Raw genomic sequence first — 17,982 nt, 5'->3', positions numbered from 1 at the left:
TTAGTCGGGAGTAACTGGCCTTCGGCGCGTACCCTGCCGCATTCGGTCGACGCCCGTGCCGTGCTGGTGCGAGGCGAGTCTGACCGGCTGAACGCGGCCGCTGCACGGTGCGCAACTCGACCGCGACTGAAGACGTCGACGTGCTGGGTCTTGAGGCTGATGACCACTATCGAAGGCCTCGATGAACATGTCCTCGTCAGCGTCAGGGTATCCGACAAACCGGCGCGAACAACGTCGAATTACCGCCGGATGGCGGATGATTCAGCCGGCGTCCGGGTAATACGCTATGAGGATGAAGGCAGTCGTATGCAGTGCCGGAACGCTGGAAGTCATCGATGTTCCCAACCCGAGGCCGGCACCGGGGCAGGTGCTCATCAACGTCTCCCGTTGCGGGATATGCGGATCCGATCTGCACGCTCGGGTGCACACCGACCAACTTGCCGACATGGCCAAGGCCGTCGGTTATGACCAAATGCCGCGGCACGAGGACAAAGTCGTCTTCGGCCATGAATTCTGCGGTGAGGTCGTCGAATACGGACCCGATACGCGGCGCCGCTGGAAACCGGGCACCCCGGTGGTGGCGATGCCCATGTGTCGCGACGGGCGCGATGTACAGTTCATCGGAGCCTCGACACAGGTGCCTGGCGGGTACGCCGAACAGATCGTCGTCCAGGAGTCGATGACGTTCGAGGTGCCGAACGGACTGCCCGATGCCCACGCTGCCCTGACCGAACCGATGGCGGTCGCCTGGCATGCGGTGCGCCGCAGCCGAATCGGCAAGAGGCAGAACGCCTACGTCATCGGCTGCGGTCCGATCGGGCTGGCCGTGATCGCGATGTTGAAGGCAGCCGGCGTGCGAGCCGTCGTCGCATCCGACTTCTCTGCACGGCGCCGGGACTTGGCCGCCCGCTTGGGCGCTGATGTCGTCGTCGATCCACGTGACGCGGATCCATTCTCATCGTCGCCGCGGCCGAATCGCCTCAACAATGTCCCAGACCTGCTCAACCTCGGCTTCGACACGATGGAGAAGTTGCGCCGAATCCCGAATCTTCCGTGGTGGCAGGCCTTTCGCGCTGCACACAAGCTCGAGTTGGGCCCTTCTGGTCCAATCGTGTTCGAGTGCGTTGGCGTGCCGGGCATGATCGACAACCTGCTGGCCACCGTACCCATGATGAGCCGAATCATCGTGGCGGGTGCGTGTCTCGAACCTGACACGTTCCGCCCCGGAATGGCCATCAATAAGGAGATCGACCTTCGCTTTTCCACCGGCTATGACCCCGGTGAATTCCGCGACACGCTGCACATGCTCGCCGATGGAACGGTCGACCCGGCGCCCCTCATCACCGGAACCGTCGGACTCTCTGGTGTGGATGCCGCCTTTACCGCCCTCGGCAGTGCCGAGCAGCACGCCAAGATCCTCATCGACCCCGCCAGCGCAGCCACGACCCCGTGATCGAACTTCAAACACCCTGCGCCGCTGTGGGTCTGGTGGCGGCTACTTGTCCGGGGATCTATTTTTCTGCGCCGGCGAAAGCCGGAGCGACAAAACGGCGCAATATGGACCGATAGCGAGCGAGATCGACCTCACCATCCTTGAGCCCTCTCATCAGCATCAGGCCGACGCTCGACAACCAGAGATAGACGTCCGACCGCGGTACGTCGCGTGGCAGTTCCTTATTGACGTAAGCGACATCAAGGAACGGATCGAAGAATTCGGCGGACAGCATCTCCGAGTTCCGCGACTCGATGACTCGCTGGCCGATACTGGAGCTCTCGGGATCGACGATATACCGCATCACGGGATCCACGACGGCCTCGCTGGCGGCAAAGAGCAGCCCCTCGACGATCTGGTCATGAAGACCGGTCTTTCGGGACATGACTTTGTGCGCGCGGTCACGCAACATCCGTGCACGCCGAGTGATCAGCTCGATGAGTAGGTCGTCGCGATCGCTGAAATAGCGGTAGACGCCTGGCCTCGACATACCCACCTCGGTGGCAATGTCCTCCATGGTGGTCTTTTTAATGCCGTGGCGCTCAATACAGCGCTCGGCGGCAGCAAGAATCCGGTCGCGCGGATCGTCCCCCTCCGCAGGTGCGGTCGACTGGTTACGGGCTCCTCGGGGCATGCACCAATCGTACTAGACCCTTGTCGCATCGCATGACACTTTACGTATGGCTGTTCGGAGCACAGCGGTAGCTTTCTACATATCTTACCTTGACGTTCATGCTCCCTCGCCGTAGCGTGACAAATAACGTAAAACGTCAGTTTGTCAGCTTCATACCTGGCTCACCCAGTCACAGCGAAGGGAGCCGCCACCATGACGATGAGCCATCTGCGAGCGCCTTTCTTAGGCGGCGCCCCCTCCGGCCGAGGTCGCCGTGCCGGCACCGATGATCCACGGCGATAACGATGTGGACCCTCATCACCAGTGACGGGCCGCGGCTGGCGAACATCCGCTCCGAGGAGGACGCGCGTCGTACCGTCCACGCACTGGGAACCACACAATGGCGCGGTCCATTTTCATGGGACGTGGTTGACGACGACGGGCGTCGCTTCGTTGCCGAAATTCGATATCGAAGCCGGCGGCCCCGGTCATGATTGTCGGACGCGATCCACGCATCCCAGTTATCGGCGATACCGTGCTGTCTCGGTCTGATCATCGCCGCGGCGCCGGCGTCATCGTTGACGCGAACACGATCAGCTACAAGGTCTATTGGCGCGACGGGCGGGACACTCTCCGCTGGCACAGGCGCCATGAATTAACCGTCCCGCGACTCGATTACGGACGGCGATGGCCGTGACCGGTCCGGTGAGGAGGGCAACAAAAATGCAATTTCGCATAGGCGACAAAGTTCGCGAAGGTCCACACGTCGGGACGGTCACCGATGTCGGCACGATGCTCATTCACGTCAAGACGACTGCGGGCACGTCTCGGATGGTCTGTCCATGGGAGCTCGTGAGATTACGCGCCCACTACATGGACCCCAGCTCCGACTCATCGACCGAGTGAACACAAAGGAAGTCGTGATCGCGATGTCGCACATACACGAATCCCCCCTGGCGGCAGTCGCTACAGACACGGGACTGCCGACCGTAGTGACCACGATCGACCGCGACGGCGGTCGGCGAATGAGCGTTTTCGGGGCTGACCGAGTAGAAATCTGCGGCGCGTTCAAGCCTGTCGACTGTTCCTACTGGCTGATGTACGTCACGAAGCGGGTCGTCGACGCCGTCGAACGCTCGCAGGCCAACCTGTTCCCGCGCCGCATTCAGCTGCCTACCCAACAAGTCGTCCGCCAGTGGCTCGAACTCATTGCCGGACTGTACATGCGGGCGGCTAACCGATGACCCGGCCCGGAAGGCACTGCGGCACTGTTGTTGTGGATGATCAGGCCGCGACTGCTGGCGATCTTCGACCGGCGGTTCGCGACATCGTTGGCCCCAGCGTCGCCAGCCGGATGGTCGCACTGCTATCACGGCTGACAATCAGGCCGGCTCTGGCGCTGGGCAGCCGCATGCCACACCTCCCCTGGCCGTTCGGGTTTGTCGAATTTGCCTGCTCTGCAATCGTTCCCACACCACCGGCTGTCCGAGCGACGGTGACGTTGCCGACGGCAACCGCACAGCTGGTCCGAGCGCCCGGCGTACTGCCTGCAGACGGCACCGGCCGCGTGGTGCTGTACTTGCACGGGGGCGCTTTCTTGTCCTGCGGAATGAATTCGCACAGCCGGCTGGTGACCTCGATCTCGCGATACTCCGACGCACCGGTATTGGTGGTCAATTACCGACTGATCCCCAAGCATTCGGTCGGCATGGCCATGGACGACTGCCACGACGCCTACCACTGGCTGCGGCAATGCGGCTACGAGCCGGAGCAGATCGTGCTGGCCGGTGATTCCGCGGGCGGCTATCTCACATTGGCATTGGCACAACGGCTCCAGGTCGACGGCGAAACGCCGGCGGCGCTCGTCGCGATCTCACCGTTGCTGCAACTGGCGAAGGAACCCAAGCAGGCGCATCCCAACATCAAGACCGATGCGATGTTCCCGCCCAAGGCGTTCGATGCGCTGGTTGCAGTGGTCGCCGGCGCCGCGGCCAAACACACCGCGGATGGCGAACCTGAAGAGCTCTACGAGCCGCTCGATCACATCAAAGCCGGCCTGCCGCCCACACTGATCCACGTCTCCGGTTCGGAGGCGCTGCTGCACGACGCACGATTGGCCGCCGCCAAGCTGACGGCGGTGGGTGTGCCCACCGAAGTGCGCATCTGGCCGGGTCAGATCCACGACTTTCAACTCACGGCACCGGTAGTGCCCGAGGCCGACCGCTCCCTGCGCGAGATCGGTGAGTACATCCGTGCGGCGACATCACGAATCATGGTGTCTCAGGCTGATGTTCAGGGCCAGGTGGACTTGATTTCCTGAGCCCATCGATAGGGAACCAGCCTGCGGGGTGGCCGGGGTGGTCGTGTTCCAATGCGCTCAGCTTCGCTTCACGCGGCGCGCCGCCAGACCACTGCGCCCTTCCAGGAGGTTCCGCGGAACTCGAACGGCGCGGTCGACAACGTCATCGCGTCGTCACCGTCGAACCGGACGATCCGCAGCCGGTCGGTACCGACCCAATTGGGGAACAATGACACGGTCGTGACGTGATGTACCGTCCGTGTTTCCTCGTCGACATGAAACGGTCCTGTATAGGCCAGGTACCCACGCGCAGCAATGATCAACTCATCCGGTTCGCCACCGTGGACGTTCGGTGAGTGGAACTGCGGGCGCCCAGGGGTCATCAACTGAGCCGACATGAAGCCATCCGGGGTGTAGATGATCAGTCCGCGAGCATCGGGGCCGAGCGGGTGATGAACCTCCCCGTCCGCCGAGGTCATCGAGTACTCGACGAGTTCCCAGGTTCCCACGATTTGCTCGCGGATAGGTATTGCGTTCGTCATCCTGCTGCCACCTCTTACTTGCCGCGGACTTCATCATTCGTCGGCCCGACCGGATTGCTGGTTCGCTATTCGGAAGCCGTTTGGAGCACGACGTGCTTCCTTAGCTCAATGCGGGGAGACGGCTTACCGAACCAACCTCAGTACTGCGTCACCCCACCATCTACTGCGAGGGCCTGGCCAGTGATCCACTTCGCTTCTTCTGATGCGAGGAACACGATGGTGTTCGTGATGTCGTCGACCTCCATGGGGCCGGGAATCCACGACGTGTACATCGCGGCCAGCAGTGGATTGTTCGCGCCACCCACTTCGAAGGCGCTCTCTCCGGTCATGTGATGCTGCGTCATCGGGGTGTTTACACCGCCCGGGTGGACGCTGTTCGCGCGGATTCCGTCTTTCGCAAGTTCGGCTGCGAAAGACTTGGCCAGGGCGGTCACACCGAACTTCGACATGTTGTACGCCACCGCCCACGGACCGGCCTTGAGTCCGTTCGCCGAACTGATGAGGATCAGCGAACCGCCGTTCCCGGCCTCGATCATGTGCGGAACAGCTGCCATCGCGGTATTCCAGACGCCGATCAAATTGATGTCAACAGAAGTGCGCACGATTTCCGGTGTAGTCAGCTCCCACGGTGTCAGGATCGCAATGCCGGCATTCGGACTTGATTACTTGAGCGCGTCGATAGCGAATTAGCCTGCGGGTCAGTCGATGCGTGGTTCGAGCGCAGCGGTGTCCGCCGTCAGACGCAGTAGAAACGCAGCTGCGAAGTAGCGCATGCGGCCCGCGGCGCTCCGCGGGTCGTACCCGAGTTGCTCTGTGAAGACCTCGTGCCGGTTCTGCACCGTGGAGTGATGCATACCCAGCTCGGCGGCCGCCCCACGGATGCTGTCGGCTCCGACGAGGACTCGTAGGATCTCGCTCGAACGGACATCGAGACGAGCCAGCGCCCGGACGTCGCCGTGCGGCGACTCCGGGTCGTAGACACGCGCGAGCATCAGCATCGCGCCGAGGTCGGTCGCGTCGACGACAGGTGTGGTCGTGTCGCTGAGACGGAACGCGATCTGAGCGCTCTCCCACGATTCCGGCGCATGATCGGCACGCACGCACGGTCCGAGCCCCACTCGGCCGGCCGGAATTGCACTCCTCGCAACATCCACACTCGCTCGCAGCATGCCGTACGTGGTCGCTACGACCGCCGACGCCACCCCCGGCATCGTGAGATCCGGACTGGTGGCGACGATCCTGACCTTTCGGCCCGGATCGAGCCGTAGCCTCGTCAGCGCGGCACGACGTTCATCGGTCGAGCGCGCCGAGTCGATGGCAACCTCCACGGCGCTCTCCGGACTCCGACGGGTCTCGAGCACGTCGACTGCGAGGGCGAGCCGCTCGGTGATCATCTCGTCGTTGGCGTACGGTGCGCCCGCACGCTCGAGCCATACCGTTCCGCTCGAGGTGTGGCGCTCCAAGGATTTCGGAACGTCGCAGTCGTCTGGCAGACGGTGGCCCTCGGGGTCGCGCCGACTGACCCGGCCGCGAACTTCGGCTCCCGCGGCGACCCCTGACAACGCGGCAGCGCCGCGCAGCAACCCGTCGAGTCCCACGCCCCCCGCGACCAGGGCGTCGAAGTAGGCGACGACCTTGAGGCTCTCGCCCGCCTCCGGGTCGAGGGCCATCAGCCGGCCGGCGAGTTCCTCCATCTGCACTCCTCGGGTGTGTTGTTCACCCTAGCCGCACCCAGGGTCGCGCGCCGTCACTTCCCGAGAAGCCTTGCGACCCAGGCGTTGCGCGCAGCGGTCGCGGCATGCGCCAGTGTCGTGTGCGGCGCAATCAGGTCGAAGCCATGGAACCCACCGGGCCACACATGCAGCTCGGCCTGCACACCGGAACACCACAGCCTGGTTGCGTAGCCGACGTCCTCGTCACGGAACACCTCGGCGGAACCGCAGTCGATGAAGGCCGGCGGCAGGCCGGACAGGTCCGTTGCGCGCGCGGGAGCCGCGTAGATCGACACGTCGGCGGTGCCGCGCCGATCACCCAGCAGCGCGGTCCATCCAATTACGTTGCTCGATCTGATCCAGATCCCTCTGTCATCGCACTGGATGCTCGACGCTGTCTGGTCACGGTCGTCGAGCATCGGGCACATCAATACCTGTCCCGCCAACTGGGGCCCCATACGATCGCGCGCCAGCAACGCAACGCCCGCCGCCAGGCCGCCGCCCGCGCTCGCTCCGGCGACGATGAGCCGGTCGAGATCGATCCCCAGCTCGGCGGCGTGCCCAGCCGTCCAGAGCAGTCCCGCATAGCAGTCCTCGACCGGATGGGGATCCGGGAACTCCGGCGCGATCCGATACTCGACCGTGACGGCGACGGCATCGTGCTCGACGATCCACGGCACGATTTGACCGACGCCGGCCATGCGGTTGCCGACGATCATGCCGCCGCCATGGGTGTGGTAGATGCCCGGGCCGAAGCCCGACTTGTCGGCCCGGGTGATGACCGATGCGACCAGCTCGGCACCCTCATAGCCCCGGATCGTGACGTCGCACCGCACCAGGCCGGCGGCTGCCAGCTCGTCGTCGGTGACGATGCCGGGCGCCGGCGCCTTACGCAGCTCCCCGATCGTCTCTAGTGTGACCTCCGGTATCTCATCGCCGATCACGGCGAGGACCGCCTCGAGCTCGGGGTCGAAAGACGGTCGGGGGCCAAGGCCGTGCGTGGCGGACTCGTTGATGGGCACCGCTCTCACGCTCCGAGAAGCCTTGCGACCCAGGCGTTCCGCGTAGCGGTCGCGGCGTGCGCCAGCGCCGTGTGCGGTGCGACCATGTCGAAGCCGTGGAACCCGCCGGGCCACACATGCAGCTCGGCCTGCACACCGGAACACCACAGGCTTGTCGCGTAGGCGACGTCCTCGTCGCGGAACAGTTCCGCGGAGCCGCAGTCGATGAAGGCCGGCGGCAGGCCGGACAGGTCCGTTGCGCGCGCGGGAGCAGCGTAGATCGACACGTCGGCGGTGCCGCGGCGATCACCCAGCAGGGCGTTCCAACCCACCAGATTGCTGGACCGGACCCAGATCCCAGACTTGTCGAACTGCGCGGTCGAGGGCGTCTGGTCACGGTCGTCGAGCATCGGGCACATCAGTGCCTGGCCGGCGAGCCGGGGCCCGTTGCGGTCGCGCGCCAGCAACGCAACGCCCGCCGCCAGGCCGCCACCGGCGCTCGCTCCGGCGACGATGAGCCGGTCCAGATCGATACCCAGCTCGGCCGAGTGCTCGGCCGTCCAGAGCAGTCCCGCGTAGCAATCCTCGACCGGGTAGGGGTCCGGGAACTCCGGCGCGATCCGATACTCGACGGTGACGGCGACGGCATCGTGCTCGACGATCCACGGCACGATTTGGCTGACCCCGATCAAGCGGTTGCCGACGATCATGCCGCCGCCGTGGATGTGGTAGATGCCGGGGCCGACGCTCGCCTTGTCGGTCCGGGTGATGACCGATGCGACCAGCTCGGCACCCTCATAGCCCCGGATCGTGACATCGCGCCGCACCAGCCCGGCGGCTGCCAGGTCATCGTCGGTCACAACGCCCGGGAACGGTGCCCCGCGCAGCTCCGCGATCGTCTCCGCTGTCACCGTCGGTAGCTGGTCGACGAGTACGGCGAGGACGGCATCCAGCTCGGGATCGTACGGCGGTGCGGAAGCGAGGCTGTGCATTCGGAGCTCCTAAGATGTTGACACGGTGCGTCATTGCACCGACTCCACCATGTTCACGCGAGTTCAGCAGCGTTAAAACCGCCAAACGCGGCGGATTTCGGGCAACGCGTCCGCCATTCACTCGGGCCGGCCGCCAACGCACAGCAACAGACGGTCTCGATGCTGGTTTCACCGGCACGCCAATACGCTTGTCGCGCTGTCGAAATCAGTGCATCCGGCGGCGAACTCCGCTCTCCAGGACATCTGCACGGTAGGGACATCAACTACCTCTGAAGGTGAGAGCGCTCTGGTGGAAGCCGATTTGGGCTAGGGAAGAGGCTCGTACGGGGGTGGTCCATCGGGGTCGTCGCACAAGTCGCTCACCGCGATATCAACCACCGTGTTGGCCTGTTGTTCGGTCAGCCCATGGGGTGGATGGGGGCGCGAACTGTAGATGGATTGCTCCACCCATTGCCGCGGCGACTTGCCCATCTCCCTGAGCGCGCACACTTCCCAGCCCCACTCTTTCAGCTCGTAATCGCCGCGGGGGGTGTTGATCCCGGCATCGTGCAGTTTCTGGAGATATTCCTTGCCGCCGGCGCTGGCCGGAGCGATTCCGACAGCGCCGGAGAGCATCGTCAGCCCCCACGCCGATACGATGCCGACAACAGCCGGCTTCCATCCCTGGCGATGCATCACCGGTCTCCGACCACTTGGCCGATACCGCCCACGTCGCTGATTTTCCAGCCGTTGGAGGGGTCAATCGTCACGCTGTAGGTGGCGGTAGATTGCAACTTCTCCGGGGCCTGGACCGTCTTGGTCAGAACACTGACGAACGCATCGACAACGTAAAGACCTTTGTCGTGTGACCTCACTTTGGCCGCAATGGGTTTCGCCGAGGAGGACCACTGCAGCGGAAGCAGGATCTGCTCCATGGCGTTCGCAGCATCGGTGAGTTTCTTGCTCAGCTCAGGCGTCGTTCCCTCGACCAACGCCCGCCTCCACGGCGCCAGATCCTTATAGTCCATGATTGCGGCTCGCACGGCATAGTCGAGCGCCACGTGTTCGGCATGTTGGTCATCGCGTGCCTGCTGCGCCTGCGCGTCGATTTTGCGGTTCGCACCGACGTACAGCCAGATCATCACACCCAGCGCCGCGACCAGACCGATGATGACAGTCCCCCACGACAAACTGCGCACTGACAATGAGATACGCCGCGCCTCGCGGGAGTCTGAATCTTTCCGCGCGACGTCGCTCTCCTTGTCGTCGCTCTTGTCGTCGCCCCGCTTGTCGTCGACAGCGCGATCGTCGCCCCGCTTGTCGTCGGCAGCGCGATCGTCCGACGTCGTCGCATCCGAGTCTTCGGCATCCGCGAGCGTGGCCTCTGCGGTCGTCTCGGTAACGTTCATATCCTCACCTAGTTTCCGTACTGCTCTTCTCAGAGCCTTCATCATTCGGACACATCATTGATCCGCCTGCGGTGGGGGCGGTTGACCGGGCCGCGGCGGGAGCGTCACGTGTAGTTCGATCGCCCCGTCGGGGGGCACTGCCGCCAGTAGATTGGTCAGGATTTGGCTGCTGTCGATGTTGCCGAGAGCGCTCGCAATCGCCTGGACATTGGGCATGAGTGGTTCGGTGAGCACGCGGAGGTCCGTCCCCCGGTCATCCAGAAACTGTTGAATGCGCTGCATGAACTTGCCGAAGACATAGACGGATTGCGGCATAGAACTATGCAGGACGTTGTCTGCCCCGACTTCCCACGTCCCGGGAAGCAACTTGCCGCCCATGATTTTGAGAGCCGGTGCGGGCTCGGAGAGCATCGAACCGACGAATCCAGCGTTCTCCAACAGACTCTGGAGGTTTTCCACCGCTTGTCTGCCTCGACCGTTGAGTCCGGTGGTGGTGTTGTGGAGGACTTTGCCGGCACGCTCGAGGTTGGGAAGGACGGTATAGGGGTCTGGTAGGGCGGCGTCAGCTTGATTGACGACGTTGTGGAGTCGGCCGGGGTCAAGCTGGTTGAGCGTCCGGACAACGCTGGCTCCCAGGTCCGAGATCGATCGCGGCGCCGCAATCAAATCACTGGAGACGCGCTGCCCGTTTTTGAACGCCGGCCCACCGGACGTCTTCGGCTCGAGTTCGAGGTAAGACTCGCCGAGTGCGGAGAGGTTCTCCAGCCGAATAACGCTGTTTTGAGGGACCTTGAACTTGTTGTCGATGAAGAAGTGGATGGTGGCGTGCGAGATCGACGTCTCGATGCGGTCGACCTTTCCCACCGGAACCCCACGCAACAGCACATTGGAGCCGACCACCAGACTGTTCACATCCGCGACGTCCATGGCAAGGTTCGTTCGACCGGCAGGCGGCGCGACACGGACGCCCAAGTGTGCGACGTAGGTCAGAAACGCCGCGATCATGACAGCGAACGCGCCGAAAACCGCTGTGACTCTTACCATCACGGAACTGCTCCTAGCATCCGAAGCACCTGTTCCACGTTGCCTGACAGCTCCCGCCGGTCAGGGCCGACGATCGAGGTGATGTTCATCGCCGGATGCTTTTCTTGCGGCAGGAAGTAGTCAAGGATGAATTTCCGCCAGCGTGGGTACTCCGCCTCCACAGCTTGCTTCGATCCTTGCACCGCTGTCATGGCGTCGGCAAGCGCGGAGAAGGTCGGAACTATGTAGTATCCGCCGCTGTAGATCGACCCGACCGACGGCAGCAAGTAACCAAACTCCCGAGCGACAACCGTGGACCGTTCAAAACCCCGCACGCCCTGCGGCGTGAACCATAAGCTCAGTTGCGGCGCATACGTGCCCACCACATTCGACGTCTGCTCCAAACCAGTGATCATGACGTCGACGGTGTCGACGTTATCCGAGAGTTGGGTGAGATCGGTGGTCACCTGCGACACCACCCTGCGCACTTCGTCTTTCGGCGGAGTAATCCGGTTGAGCCGGACCAGCGTATTCTGCGCACGCTGTATTGACCCACTGCCCACGAAGTTCGCCAAATTGGCGATGGTGTCCTCTAGCTGAGGTGGAGATACCGTCTGCTGCAAGGGAATTCGGCCGCCGGCAGCCAGCGGTCGTGCTGGCGTTGCGCTGTTGGGCGGGGGTTCCAGGGCCAGGTAGATGTCGCCGAGCACCGTAGCCTGTTGCAGCACCGCAGACGTGTTGGATGGAACCTCGACCCCACCCTGGATGCGAGCCGTCACATCCACGTGGTTGCCGGCTAGGGCGACCTTAGTCACCTGCCCCACGGTCGTGCCGTCCATGACGACTTTCGCCCTGTCCGGCAAATTGAGGACGTTGGCGAACTCGGCGACAATGTCGTAACCATTTCGAACCGTATGGCCCGGAACCGGGATCGCATCGACAGAAAGGGATGAAAGCGTCGAGCACCCGGCACTCAGACCGCAGACGACCGCACAGATCAGCACACGTATCCGAATCTTCATCGCCGCTGGGCCTCCGTGAGCACGTATTGCAAGAGTGCGACATCGACCGCATACGGCCGGCCGCCGACGTCTGCGCAGCTACCCGGGGCTGACGCATTCATAGCGCCGCATGCCAACAGCCCGTTGGGTGTTGGTATCCGGAACAGCGGAGGACGCCAGGTGAGCACCGGGAACACGTGGTTGTTGAGGTGCTTTGCGATTCCGCCGGAGATCGCTCCCGGCGGCTCGCCATTGACGCCGCTGATCATTCGCGGCACAAAATTGAGCATGTCGGCCAGGCCCTTGTAGTGCGGGCTGAAGATCCGCAGCATTTCGCCCGTCTCATCCAAGGCGTTCTGCAGCTCGGGTCCCATGTCCAGCTCGATGTCGTTGGCGATAGGGATGAGATCGGCCGCGCCTCCGGCAAATTCTACCGCCCCGCTCAAGGCGTCCACCATGTGAGGAGTTATCGGCGGCAGGTCGGTGATGATCTGCTTGATCGGTGCACGATTGGCTCGCACCATCGACGTCAATTCGGCAATGTTGCGGGTGATTTCGCCCATCTGGGAAATCGTCTGATCCGGGTTGTCCAGCAGCCGCGATGCCCGGTTCAGCAACTGATTGGCGCGATCTCCCTGGCCGGCCATCGCCTCGTCGATCCCGCGCACCGCGTCGCCGATGTTCGTCGAGCCCTCCGGATTGATCGCGTTCACGAAGTCGGTGGCCGATCCGATGATCTTCGCGATGCTCAGCGGGGTGGAGGTCTGACGCAGGGGAATGCATTGGGCCGGCTTGAGTCTTGGTCCGCCGGTGTAGTTTCCGACCAGTTCGAGCGCGCGGTCGGCCAGAATGGAGGGCGACCGGGTAACCGCGCGCACTCCTTCGGGGATCGGTCGTCCCTCATCGAGGGAGAACACGACCTTGACCTCGGTATCGTGCGGTTCGACCTTGAGAACCTTGCCGATCGGGTAGCCCATCTGGGTCACGGGGTTGCCCACGTACAGCCCCACGCTGTCGGACATGACAGCGCAGTACTGGTTCGCCGCCGATTCGGACGACGTCCCGCATGAGGTGGCGCCGATGGCGGACAAGATCGCGACCACCATCGCGATGACCGAACGGTTGCCAGATGCCACACCGCGCATCAGCAGCGACTCCCCTCGATCGGAAAACACAGGTCGGTAGCGAGGAGTTCCGGTGGTGTTCCGGCATTTTGAGCGTCGAGCGTCGTTTGCATCCGTCCCCGGATGCGGCGCAACACGCGCACGACAAGGCCGTTGCGGTCGGCGATCGCCTGGATCTCGCCGAGTATTCCGCGAACCCTGGCCAGGAAGTCCCGCCGGTGTTCCATGTAGAACGGAACCACCGGGTATATATCGTCCACAATCTTGCCCAGGCCCGCGATCGACGAACCAAATCCTTCGCCGTAGAGAATAAGTGTTTCCTCGAGGATGGCGGCGCGGGAAATCAGGTGCTCGATGAGCGCCCGGTTGCCGTTCATCGTCTCGAGATACTCATTGGACATTTCGAGAATGTTGGTCAGTTCGCCACGCTGGTGTTCGAGGACCTCGCTGACGCTGTTGCCGGCGTCGAGAACCTTGGCCAGGATTTCCGTGTTGCTTCCGGTCAGGCCCTGCTGAATCTGGTTCAGCGATTCGTTGATCGGCCGGGGCGCGACCTGATCGGTGACCTTGGTCGCGTCCGACAGGGCCCGAACCAAGCTGTAGGGCATCGTGACTCGGTCGATGGGAATGGGGTGGCGGCCCAACCGTCGATCACCGAGCGGCAGCAGGGTGACGAAATATCCACCGACGACTGTCAGCATCCGGACTTCGACCTGCGTCTGATCGCCGATGAAGACGTCGTCTTTCACAGAAAGCTGCACCCGCGCGTGCTGCGGTTCAAGGGAAACGCGCTTGACCTCACCGACGTCGATGCCGGCGACACGCACGGAGTCACCCGCCCTCACCGAGGCCACATCGTCGGTATAAAACGATACGAGCTGCTGGTGCGGCGGTGCGATGTACACCCAGGCAACAACCAAAGCGATGATCGTCGTCACGGCGATGGTCAACACACCCCAAAACAAGGGGTTGCGCACAGTCGTCGTCACTGATTGCATATGAGCACCTTGCGTCCGTTGAGGAGCACATCCACCGGAATGGGTAGTACGGCTTGGCCTTTGGAGCACGGAGCGGGTGTGCCCGCGGCGGGCGGCTCAGGGATGTTCTGCCACACGACCGGTATGCGCTTGATGCCGTCGATCTCGTTGTACACGTTGGTGAACGCCTTATCGAGCGCTTTGGCCGGATCCCACCCAGGCTTATAGTTCGGCACGTGCCACGGCCCCGAATCGAGTCCCAGACCGTGGAGGAGGCGAGACACCTCACCGGTGAATTCTGGGCCGAAGATCTGTGACTTACGGAACTCGTCCAAAACCATCATCCCGGAATCCTCAACGATTCTGACTTGGTTGAGAATCTTGGGCAGCGCGTCCGATTTCCCACGAACCCCTTCGGCGACGCGTTGTAGATTGCGCACGATCGTCGCGATCACCGTTTCTCGGTTGGAGACCAGAGCCGTCAGGTTCTTGATGCTGTCGAGCATCGGGCCCAGGCCGCTGCCGTCACCGGCCAGGAAGGTGGCGACATTGTCGGTGAACGTGTTGATTTCGCTGGGATCCAACGTCGCCAGGACCGGTTGCAGGCCGTTAAACAGAACGGTGACGTCGAAGGAGGGTACCGTCATCGACGTTGGAATGCTGGTCATTCGACCCGGCGCACCGCCCTCTGCGGGGCCGGTTACGTCGATATAGCGCAATCCGGTGAGCGCCTGGAACTTTACCGCCAAGCGACTCGTGGGCACGAGACTGTAGCGACGCTCCATGCTGAACTGAACCTTCGCGACGGTCCGCCCCTGCGACCTGTTGAGCGCCAACGATTGCACTTTGCCGACCCGTACACCGCGGACTCGGACGTCCGCCCCTTCGTGCAGACCCGAAACGTCGGTGAATTCTGCTGTGAAGCTACGGGTCTCACCCGCGACCGGTTGCCTGATCTCGTTGGTGATGATGATAAGCAACAGCCCGCTGATTGCGATCGCTATGGCGAATTTCCAGAGCGCCCCTAGGTGTTTTTTCATCCGGCTCCTCCCAGCATCAGCTGGAGTGGTGCCCCGACCCCGGGTAGCTCATCCAGAACGATCCGCACCTGTAGGGCCCGTTGGTCCCCGGAACCGGCATACATGCGTTCCAGCCGCGTACGCAGCTCGCCCAGCTTGTCCGCGATATCTGCCGGCTGCAAAAGTTGCGGCACGACGTTGCCTATCGCGCGAACTTCATCCAGCAAGGGGAATAAGTCATAGGTGTGCGACCCCTCCAGATTTCCGAGTTTGCCGAAGAGGTCTTGTCGAGCACCGAGGAAATATTCTCTGAGCCGGCCGAACACGAACTTGTCCGGATTGGTGGCCAATTCGTGGCTTGCCTCGTTGAAGTACTTCAACCGGTTGGCGTCGTAATAGCGGAGGAACGGATTGGTGTCGCGGTCTTTGGCCGGGTCGTAACCCAGGCCGATGGGGTTCATGAGATAGCCGTTACCGGTGGCGATGAGCGCGTCCAGATAGGACGGAAGGCCCGCGCTGATCGCGGCCGTGTTTCGCAACAGCTGTGCGGTGCTGACCTTCTGAACGTCGGTGACGGTGGTCGAGACGAGGATCATTGTTTCAAACAGTGGATTCAGCGCGTCGGTGTAACGGGTGGCACGGTCCATGACACCGATGAGCTGTGGCGTCACTACTTGGTGGGACAGCTCACCCAGGTGGTACAGCAGCGTTTGCAGAGTGAAATTCCCCGCTGGTGTGACACTGATCGATGCGCCGTTGCGCAGGATCTGCCCGCGGTCCACCGGAGTCAAATTGATGCCGGTCACCCCGAAGTAGTTGGCTGGACGGAAGTCGATGCCGACGGCATCGGTCAATCCTCTGGTGGGAAACCGCTGCAATTCGACGTTCAGGCGGACGCGACTGCCGGCAAGTTTGGAGATGCCCGTGACCTCACCGACCTTGACGCCGTGCAAGATGACCGCGGTACCGTCCGCGACACCCTGCCCAACGTAAGGCGTTTCGATAGCGATCGAGATCGCGTTCTTCGACGAGCGCCCCGACAGGTTGATCATGGCGATGTACAGCAGTAGCGCGCATGCGACGAAGAGAACGAACCCTGTGCCGATCAGCGTGAGAATGCGCTTATGCCGTTGGTCGTTCACATTGAGCAGTGTCGTCATTGAAACCCCTACCCGGTGAACAGATATGTCGGCTTGAGACCCCATAACGCCACGGTGAGGACAAAGTCCAGCGCCATGATGGCCACCAGGCTCGCGCGGACCGCGCGTCCAGAGGCGATACCCACACCGACGGGGCCACCAGACGCGAAATAGCCGTAGTAGCAGTGGATTATCGTGACCGCGGCGCAGAAGGATGTTGCCTTCACCGTGGAATACATGAGATCGGTCGGCGATAGGAATTGGACAAAATAGTGCTGGTAGGTTCCCGTGGGCGATTGGTAGATCGTGGTGATCATGGCGTTGGAGACAAAGAAACTCACCAGCAGCGTGAGCGCGTACCCCGGCATCACGATCAGCAGGGCGCCGACGAAACGGGTCCCCACCACGTACGGAACAGGCCGCAAACCTAGCGCCTCAATGGCGTCGATCTCCTCGGCGATACGCATCGCACCGATCTCGGCGGTCATTCGCGCACCGGCCTGCGCTGCGAACGCGATCCCGGCGACCAGGGGCGACATTTCCCGGACGTTGGCCAGGCCGCCCACAATTCCGGAAAGGGCACCAAAGCCCAGCAGGTTCAACGTCGCCCACGCCTCGATGGCGATCGATGCGCCGATTGCCAGGCCGAGGATGGTCAGGACACTTATCACGCCCCCGTCGACAACCAGAGACCCGCGACCAAAGGACAGACTGATCATCCGGGCCAGCGTCTCTTTGCGATAATTCTTGATGGTCACCGGCGCGAGGTAGATGACCTGAGCGACGAACAAGAGAGCGCCACCCATGGTGTGCAGCGGCGCCTGAAGAACCTCAAGGACTCGCGCGAGGAATCGATACTGGTCGATGTATCGCGACGGCGCCGTTGCCTGATTGGCCACTACGCCACCGCCATCGGGAAAAACATCGCCTGCACTTGTGTGATCACCAGATTCGCGAGGACGATCCCGACCACGTTCACCACCACAGCCGCATTTACGGCATCGGCCACACCGCGCGGTCCGCCTTTAGCCTCAATACCTTTCAGCGATGACACGATCCCCACGATCGCCGCGAACACCACCGCTTTGCCGATTGCGAACCAGACATCGACGATTTTGGCGAACGCACCGAACGACGCCCAGAAGCTTCCACTCGTCACATCGCTGACCGTGATCGCAAGCATGAACGACGCGATCACCGATGAGGCGAGAATGACGGCCATCAGAACCGGAGCGAGGACTATCAAGGCCACGAACCGCGGCACCACGAGATTCCGGATCGGGTCGACCCCCATCACACGTAACGCATCGAGTTCTTCGCGAATCGCTCGCGCCCCGAGGTCGGAGGCGATCGCCGATGCCGCGGCGCCGCCCATCAGCAAGCCGGCCGTGAGTGGCGCACCTTGACGGACAACACCGACGCCGCTCGCCGCGCCCACGATCGATGCCGCCCCCACCTGATTGATCAAACCCGACGTCTGGACGGCCACCATTCCCCCGAAAGGAATGGCCATCAACAGCGCCGGCAGAGCGGTGACCTTATATAGGGACCAACACTGGTGAATGGTTTCGCCTGCCGGGAACTGGGGTGAGCCCGTTGTAGTGGTCCAGTCGTTGTGGGGCTCTGTTGCCCGGTCTGCGGGCAAGGAAGAATCAACGAC

20 protein-coding genes are annotated in these 17,982 nt (G+C 62.7%); 4 read left to right on the top strand and 16 right to left on the bottom strand.

Annotation, left to right across the window (positions count from 1 at the left end; all coding sequences use genetic code 11):
• Positions 1 to 292: 292 nt before the first annotated feature.
• The gene (locus ACYQ8K_RS05025) at positions 293 to 1,453 is read left to right on the top strand and encodes a zinc-binding dehydrogenase (RefSeq protein ID WP_459967327.1); all 1,161 of its coding nucleotides are present in this window, start codon (positions 293 to 295) and stop codon (positions 1,451 to 1,453) included.
• A gap of 58 nt (positions 1,454 to 1,511) precedes the next feature.
• On the opposite strand, the gene ACYQ8K_RS05020 is transcribed toward ACYQ8K_RS05025, so the two are convergent.
• Complete coding sequence (locus tag ACYQ8K_RS05020; protein ID WP_459967325.1) at positions 1,512 to 2,126, bottom strand: TetR/AcrR family transcriptional regulator; 615 nt, start codon at positions 2,124 to 2,126, stop codon at positions 1,512 to 1,514.
• A gap of 666 nt (positions 2,127 to 2,792) precedes the next feature.
• On the opposite strand from ACYQ8K_RS05020, the gene ACYQ8K_RS05015 reads away from it, so the two are divergent.
• From ACYQ8K_RS05015 to ACYQ8K_RS05005, 3 genes are all read left to right on the top strand, one after another.
• Positions 2,793 to 3,011, top strand: coding sequence for a mechanosensitive ion channel domain-containing protein (locus ACYQ8K_RS05015; RefSeq protein ID WP_459967324.1), 219 nt, complete (start codon positions 2,793 to 2,795; stop codon positions 3,009 to 3,011).
• Positions 3,012 to 3,097: 86 nt separating this feature from the next.
• Positions 3,098 to 3,349, top strand: a complete 252-nt coding sequence (locus ACYQ8K_RS05010; RefSeq protein WP_459967322.1) for a hypothetical protein — start codon at positions 3,098 to 3,100, stop codon at positions 3,347 to 3,349.
• A complete protein-coding gene (locus ACYQ8K_RS05005) occupies positions 3,346 to 4,425 on the top strand; it encodes an alpha/beta hydrolase (protein WP_459967320.1) in 1,080 nt (359 codons plus the stop codon). Before ACYQ8K_RS05010 ends, ACYQ8K_RS05005 begins: the two co-directional genes overlap by 4 nt.
• 68 nt (positions 4,426 to 4,493) lie before the next feature.
• On the opposite strand, the gene ACYQ8K_RS05000 is transcribed toward ACYQ8K_RS05005, so the two are convergent.
• The 15 genes from ACYQ8K_RS05000 to ACYQ8K_RS04930 all read right to left on the bottom strand — a co-directional run.
• A complete protein-coding gene (locus tag ACYQ8K_RS05000) occupies positions 4,494 to 4,946 on the bottom strand; it encodes a lipocalin-like domain-containing protein (RefSeq protein WP_459967319.1) in 453 nt (150 codons plus the stop codon).
• A gap of 137 nt (positions 4,947 to 5,083) precedes the next feature.
• On the bottom strand, positions 5,084 to 5,590 hold the full coding sequence (locus tag ACYQ8K_RS04995) for an SDR family oxidoreductase (protein ID WP_459967477.1): 507 nt from the start codon (positions 5,588 to 5,590) through the stop codon (positions 5,084 to 5,086).
• Positions 5,591 to 5,644: 54 nt separating this feature from the next.
• Entirely contained in the window at positions 5,645 to 6,640 is a 996-nt protein-coding gene (locus ACYQ8K_RS04990) for a helix-turn-helix domain-containing protein (RefSeq protein ID WP_459967317.1), read from the bottom strand.
• A gap of 53 nt (positions 6,641 to 6,693) precedes the next feature.
• Positions 6,694 to 7,689 (bottom strand): alpha/beta hydrolase, encoded by a 996-nt coding sequence (locus tag ACYQ8K_RS04985; protein WP_459967316.1) that lies wholly within the window; start codon positions 7,687 to 7,689, stop codon positions 6,694 to 6,696.
• Positions 7,686 to 8,651 (bottom strand): alpha/beta hydrolase fold domain-containing protein, encoded by a 966-nt coding sequence (locus ACYQ8K_RS04980; protein WP_459967315.1) that lies wholly within the window; start codon positions 8,649 to 8,651, stop codon positions 7,686 to 7,688. Before ACYQ8K_RS04980 ends, ACYQ8K_RS04985 begins: the two co-directional genes overlap by 4 nt.
• 306 nt (positions 8,652 to 8,957) lie before the next feature.
• Positions 8,958 to 9,326, bottom strand: coding sequence for a DUF732 domain-containing protein (locus ACYQ8K_RS04975; RefSeq protein ID WP_459967314.1), 369 nt, complete (start codon positions 9,324 to 9,326; stop codon positions 8,958 to 8,960).
• Entirely contained in the window at positions 9,326 to 10,039 is a 714-nt protein-coding gene (locus tag ACYQ8K_RS04970) for a hypothetical protein (RefSeq protein WP_459967313.1), read from the bottom strand. Before ACYQ8K_RS04970 ends, ACYQ8K_RS04975 begins: the two co-directional genes overlap by 1 nt.
• A 54-nt stretch (positions 10,040 to 10,093) precedes the next feature.
• Positions 10,094 to 11,083: an MlaD family protein gene (locus tag ACYQ8K_RS04965; protein ID WP_459967476.1), complete on the bottom strand. Its 990-nt coding sequence runs from the start codon at positions 11,081 to 11,083 to the stop codon at positions 10,094 to 10,096.
• A complete protein-coding gene (locus ACYQ8K_RS04960) occupies positions 11,083 to 12,084 on the bottom strand; it encodes an MlaD family protein (protein ID WP_459967312.1) in 1,002 nt (333 codons plus the stop codon). Before ACYQ8K_RS04960 ends, ACYQ8K_RS04965 begins: the two co-directional genes overlap by 1 nt.
• A complete protein-coding gene (locus ACYQ8K_RS04955; protein ID WP_459967311.1) occupies positions 12,081 to 13,238 on the bottom strand; it encodes an MCE family protein in 1,158 nt (385 codons plus the stop codon). The genes ACYQ8K_RS04960 and ACYQ8K_RS04955 overlap by 4 nt, the downstream gene beginning before the upstream one ends.
• Entirely contained in the window at positions 13,208 to 14,185 is a 978-nt protein-coding gene (locus ACYQ8K_RS04950) for an MlaD family protein (RefSeq protein ID WP_459967310.1), read from the bottom strand. Before ACYQ8K_RS04950 ends, ACYQ8K_RS04955 begins: the two co-directional genes overlap by 31 nt.
• Positions 14,173 to 15,204 carry an MlaD family protein gene (locus ACYQ8K_RS04945; protein WP_459967308.1) on the bottom strand — a complete coding sequence of 344 codons (1,032 nt, stop codon included), beginning with the start codon at positions 15,202 to 15,204 and terminating at the stop codon, positions 14,173 to 14,175. Before ACYQ8K_RS04945 ends, ACYQ8K_RS04950 begins: the two co-directional genes overlap by 13 nt.
• On the bottom strand, positions 15,201 to 16,343 hold the full coding sequence (locus ACYQ8K_RS04940) for an MlaD family protein (protein WP_459967307.1): 1,143 nt from the start codon (positions 16,341 to 16,343) through the stop codon (positions 15,201 to 15,203). The genes ACYQ8K_RS04945 and ACYQ8K_RS04940 overlap by 4 nt, the downstream gene beginning before the upstream one ends.
• A gap of 8 nt (positions 16,344 to 16,351) precedes the next feature.
• Positions 16,352 to 17,128 (bottom strand): ABC transporter permease, encoded by a 777-nt coding sequence (locus ACYQ8K_RS04935; protein ID WP_459967475.1) that lies wholly within the window; start codon positions 17,126 to 17,128, stop codon positions 16,352 to 16,354.
• A gap of 92 nt (positions 17,129 to 17,220) precedes the next feature.
• Positions 17,221 to 17,982 (bottom strand): ABC transporter permease (locus ACYQ8K_RS04930; protein ID WP_459967306.1); only part of this gene is annotated, 762 nt, incomplete at its 5' end.

The organism is Mycobacterium sp. MUNTM1, from assembly GCF_054660795.1.
This window is presented reverse-complemented; position numbering and strand designations above follow the sequence as displayed.

Coding starts and splice junctions, on each gene's coding strand:
- ACYQ8K_RS05025 (WP_459967327.1), top strand. CDS start 293: ATGAAGGCAGTCGTATGCAGTGCCGGAACGCTGGAAGTCATCGATGTT.
- ACYQ8K_RS05020 (WP_459967325.1), bottom strand. CDS start 2,126: ATGCCCCGAGGAGCCCGTAACCAGTCGACCGCACCTGCGGAGGGGGAC.
- ACYQ8K_RS05015 (WP_459967324.1), top strand. CDS start 2,793: ATGGCCGTGACCGGTCCGGTGAGGAGGGCAACAAAAATGCAATTTCGC.
- ACYQ8K_RS05005 (WP_459967320.1), top strand. CDS start 3,346: ATGACCCGGCCCGGAAGGCACTGCGGCACTGTTGTTGTGGATGATCAG.
- ACYQ8K_RS05000 (WP_459967319.1), bottom strand. CDS start 4,946: ATGACGAACGCAATACCTATCCGCGAGCAAATCGTGGGAACCTGGGAA.
- ACYQ8K_RS04990 (WP_459967317.1), bottom strand. CDS start 6,640: ATGGAGGAACTCGCCGGCCGGCTGATGGCCCTCGACCCGGAGGCGGGC.
- ACYQ8K_RS04980 (WP_459967315.1), bottom strand. CDS start 8,651: ATGCACAGCCTCGCTTCCGCACCGCCGTACGATCCCGAGCTGGATGCC.
- ACYQ8K_RS04975 (WP_459967314.1), bottom strand. CDS start 9,326: ATGCATCGCCAGGGATGGAAGCCGGCTGTTGTCGGCATCGTATCGGCG.
- ACYQ8K_RS04970 (WP_459967313.1), bottom strand. CDS start 10,039: ATGAACGTTACCGAGACGACCGCAGAGGCCACGCTCGCGGATGCCGAA.
- ACYQ8K_RS04965 (WP_459967476.1), bottom strand. CDS start 11,083: ATGGTAAGAGTCACAGCGGTTTTCGGCGCGTTCGCTGTCATGATCGCG.
- ACYQ8K_RS04960 (WP_459967312.1), bottom strand. CDS start 12,084: ATGAAGATTCGGATACGTGTGCTGATCTGTGCGGTCGTCTGCGGTCTG.
- ACYQ8K_RS04950 (WP_459967310.1), bottom strand. CDS start 14,185: ATGCAATCAGTGACGACGACTGTGCGCAACCCCTTGTTTTGGGGTGTG.
- ACYQ8K_RS04945 (WP_459967308.1), bottom strand. CDS start 15,204: ATGAAAAAACACCTAGGGGCGCTCTGGAAATTCGCCATAGCGATCGCA.
- ACYQ8K_RS04940 (WP_459967307.1), bottom strand. CDS start 16,343: ATGACGACACTGCTCAATGTGAACGACCAACGGCATAAGCGCATTCTC.
- ACYQ8K_RS04935 (WP_459967475.1), bottom strand. CDS start 17,128: ATGGGTGGCGCTCTCTTGTTCGTCGCTCAGGTCATCTACCTCGCGCCG.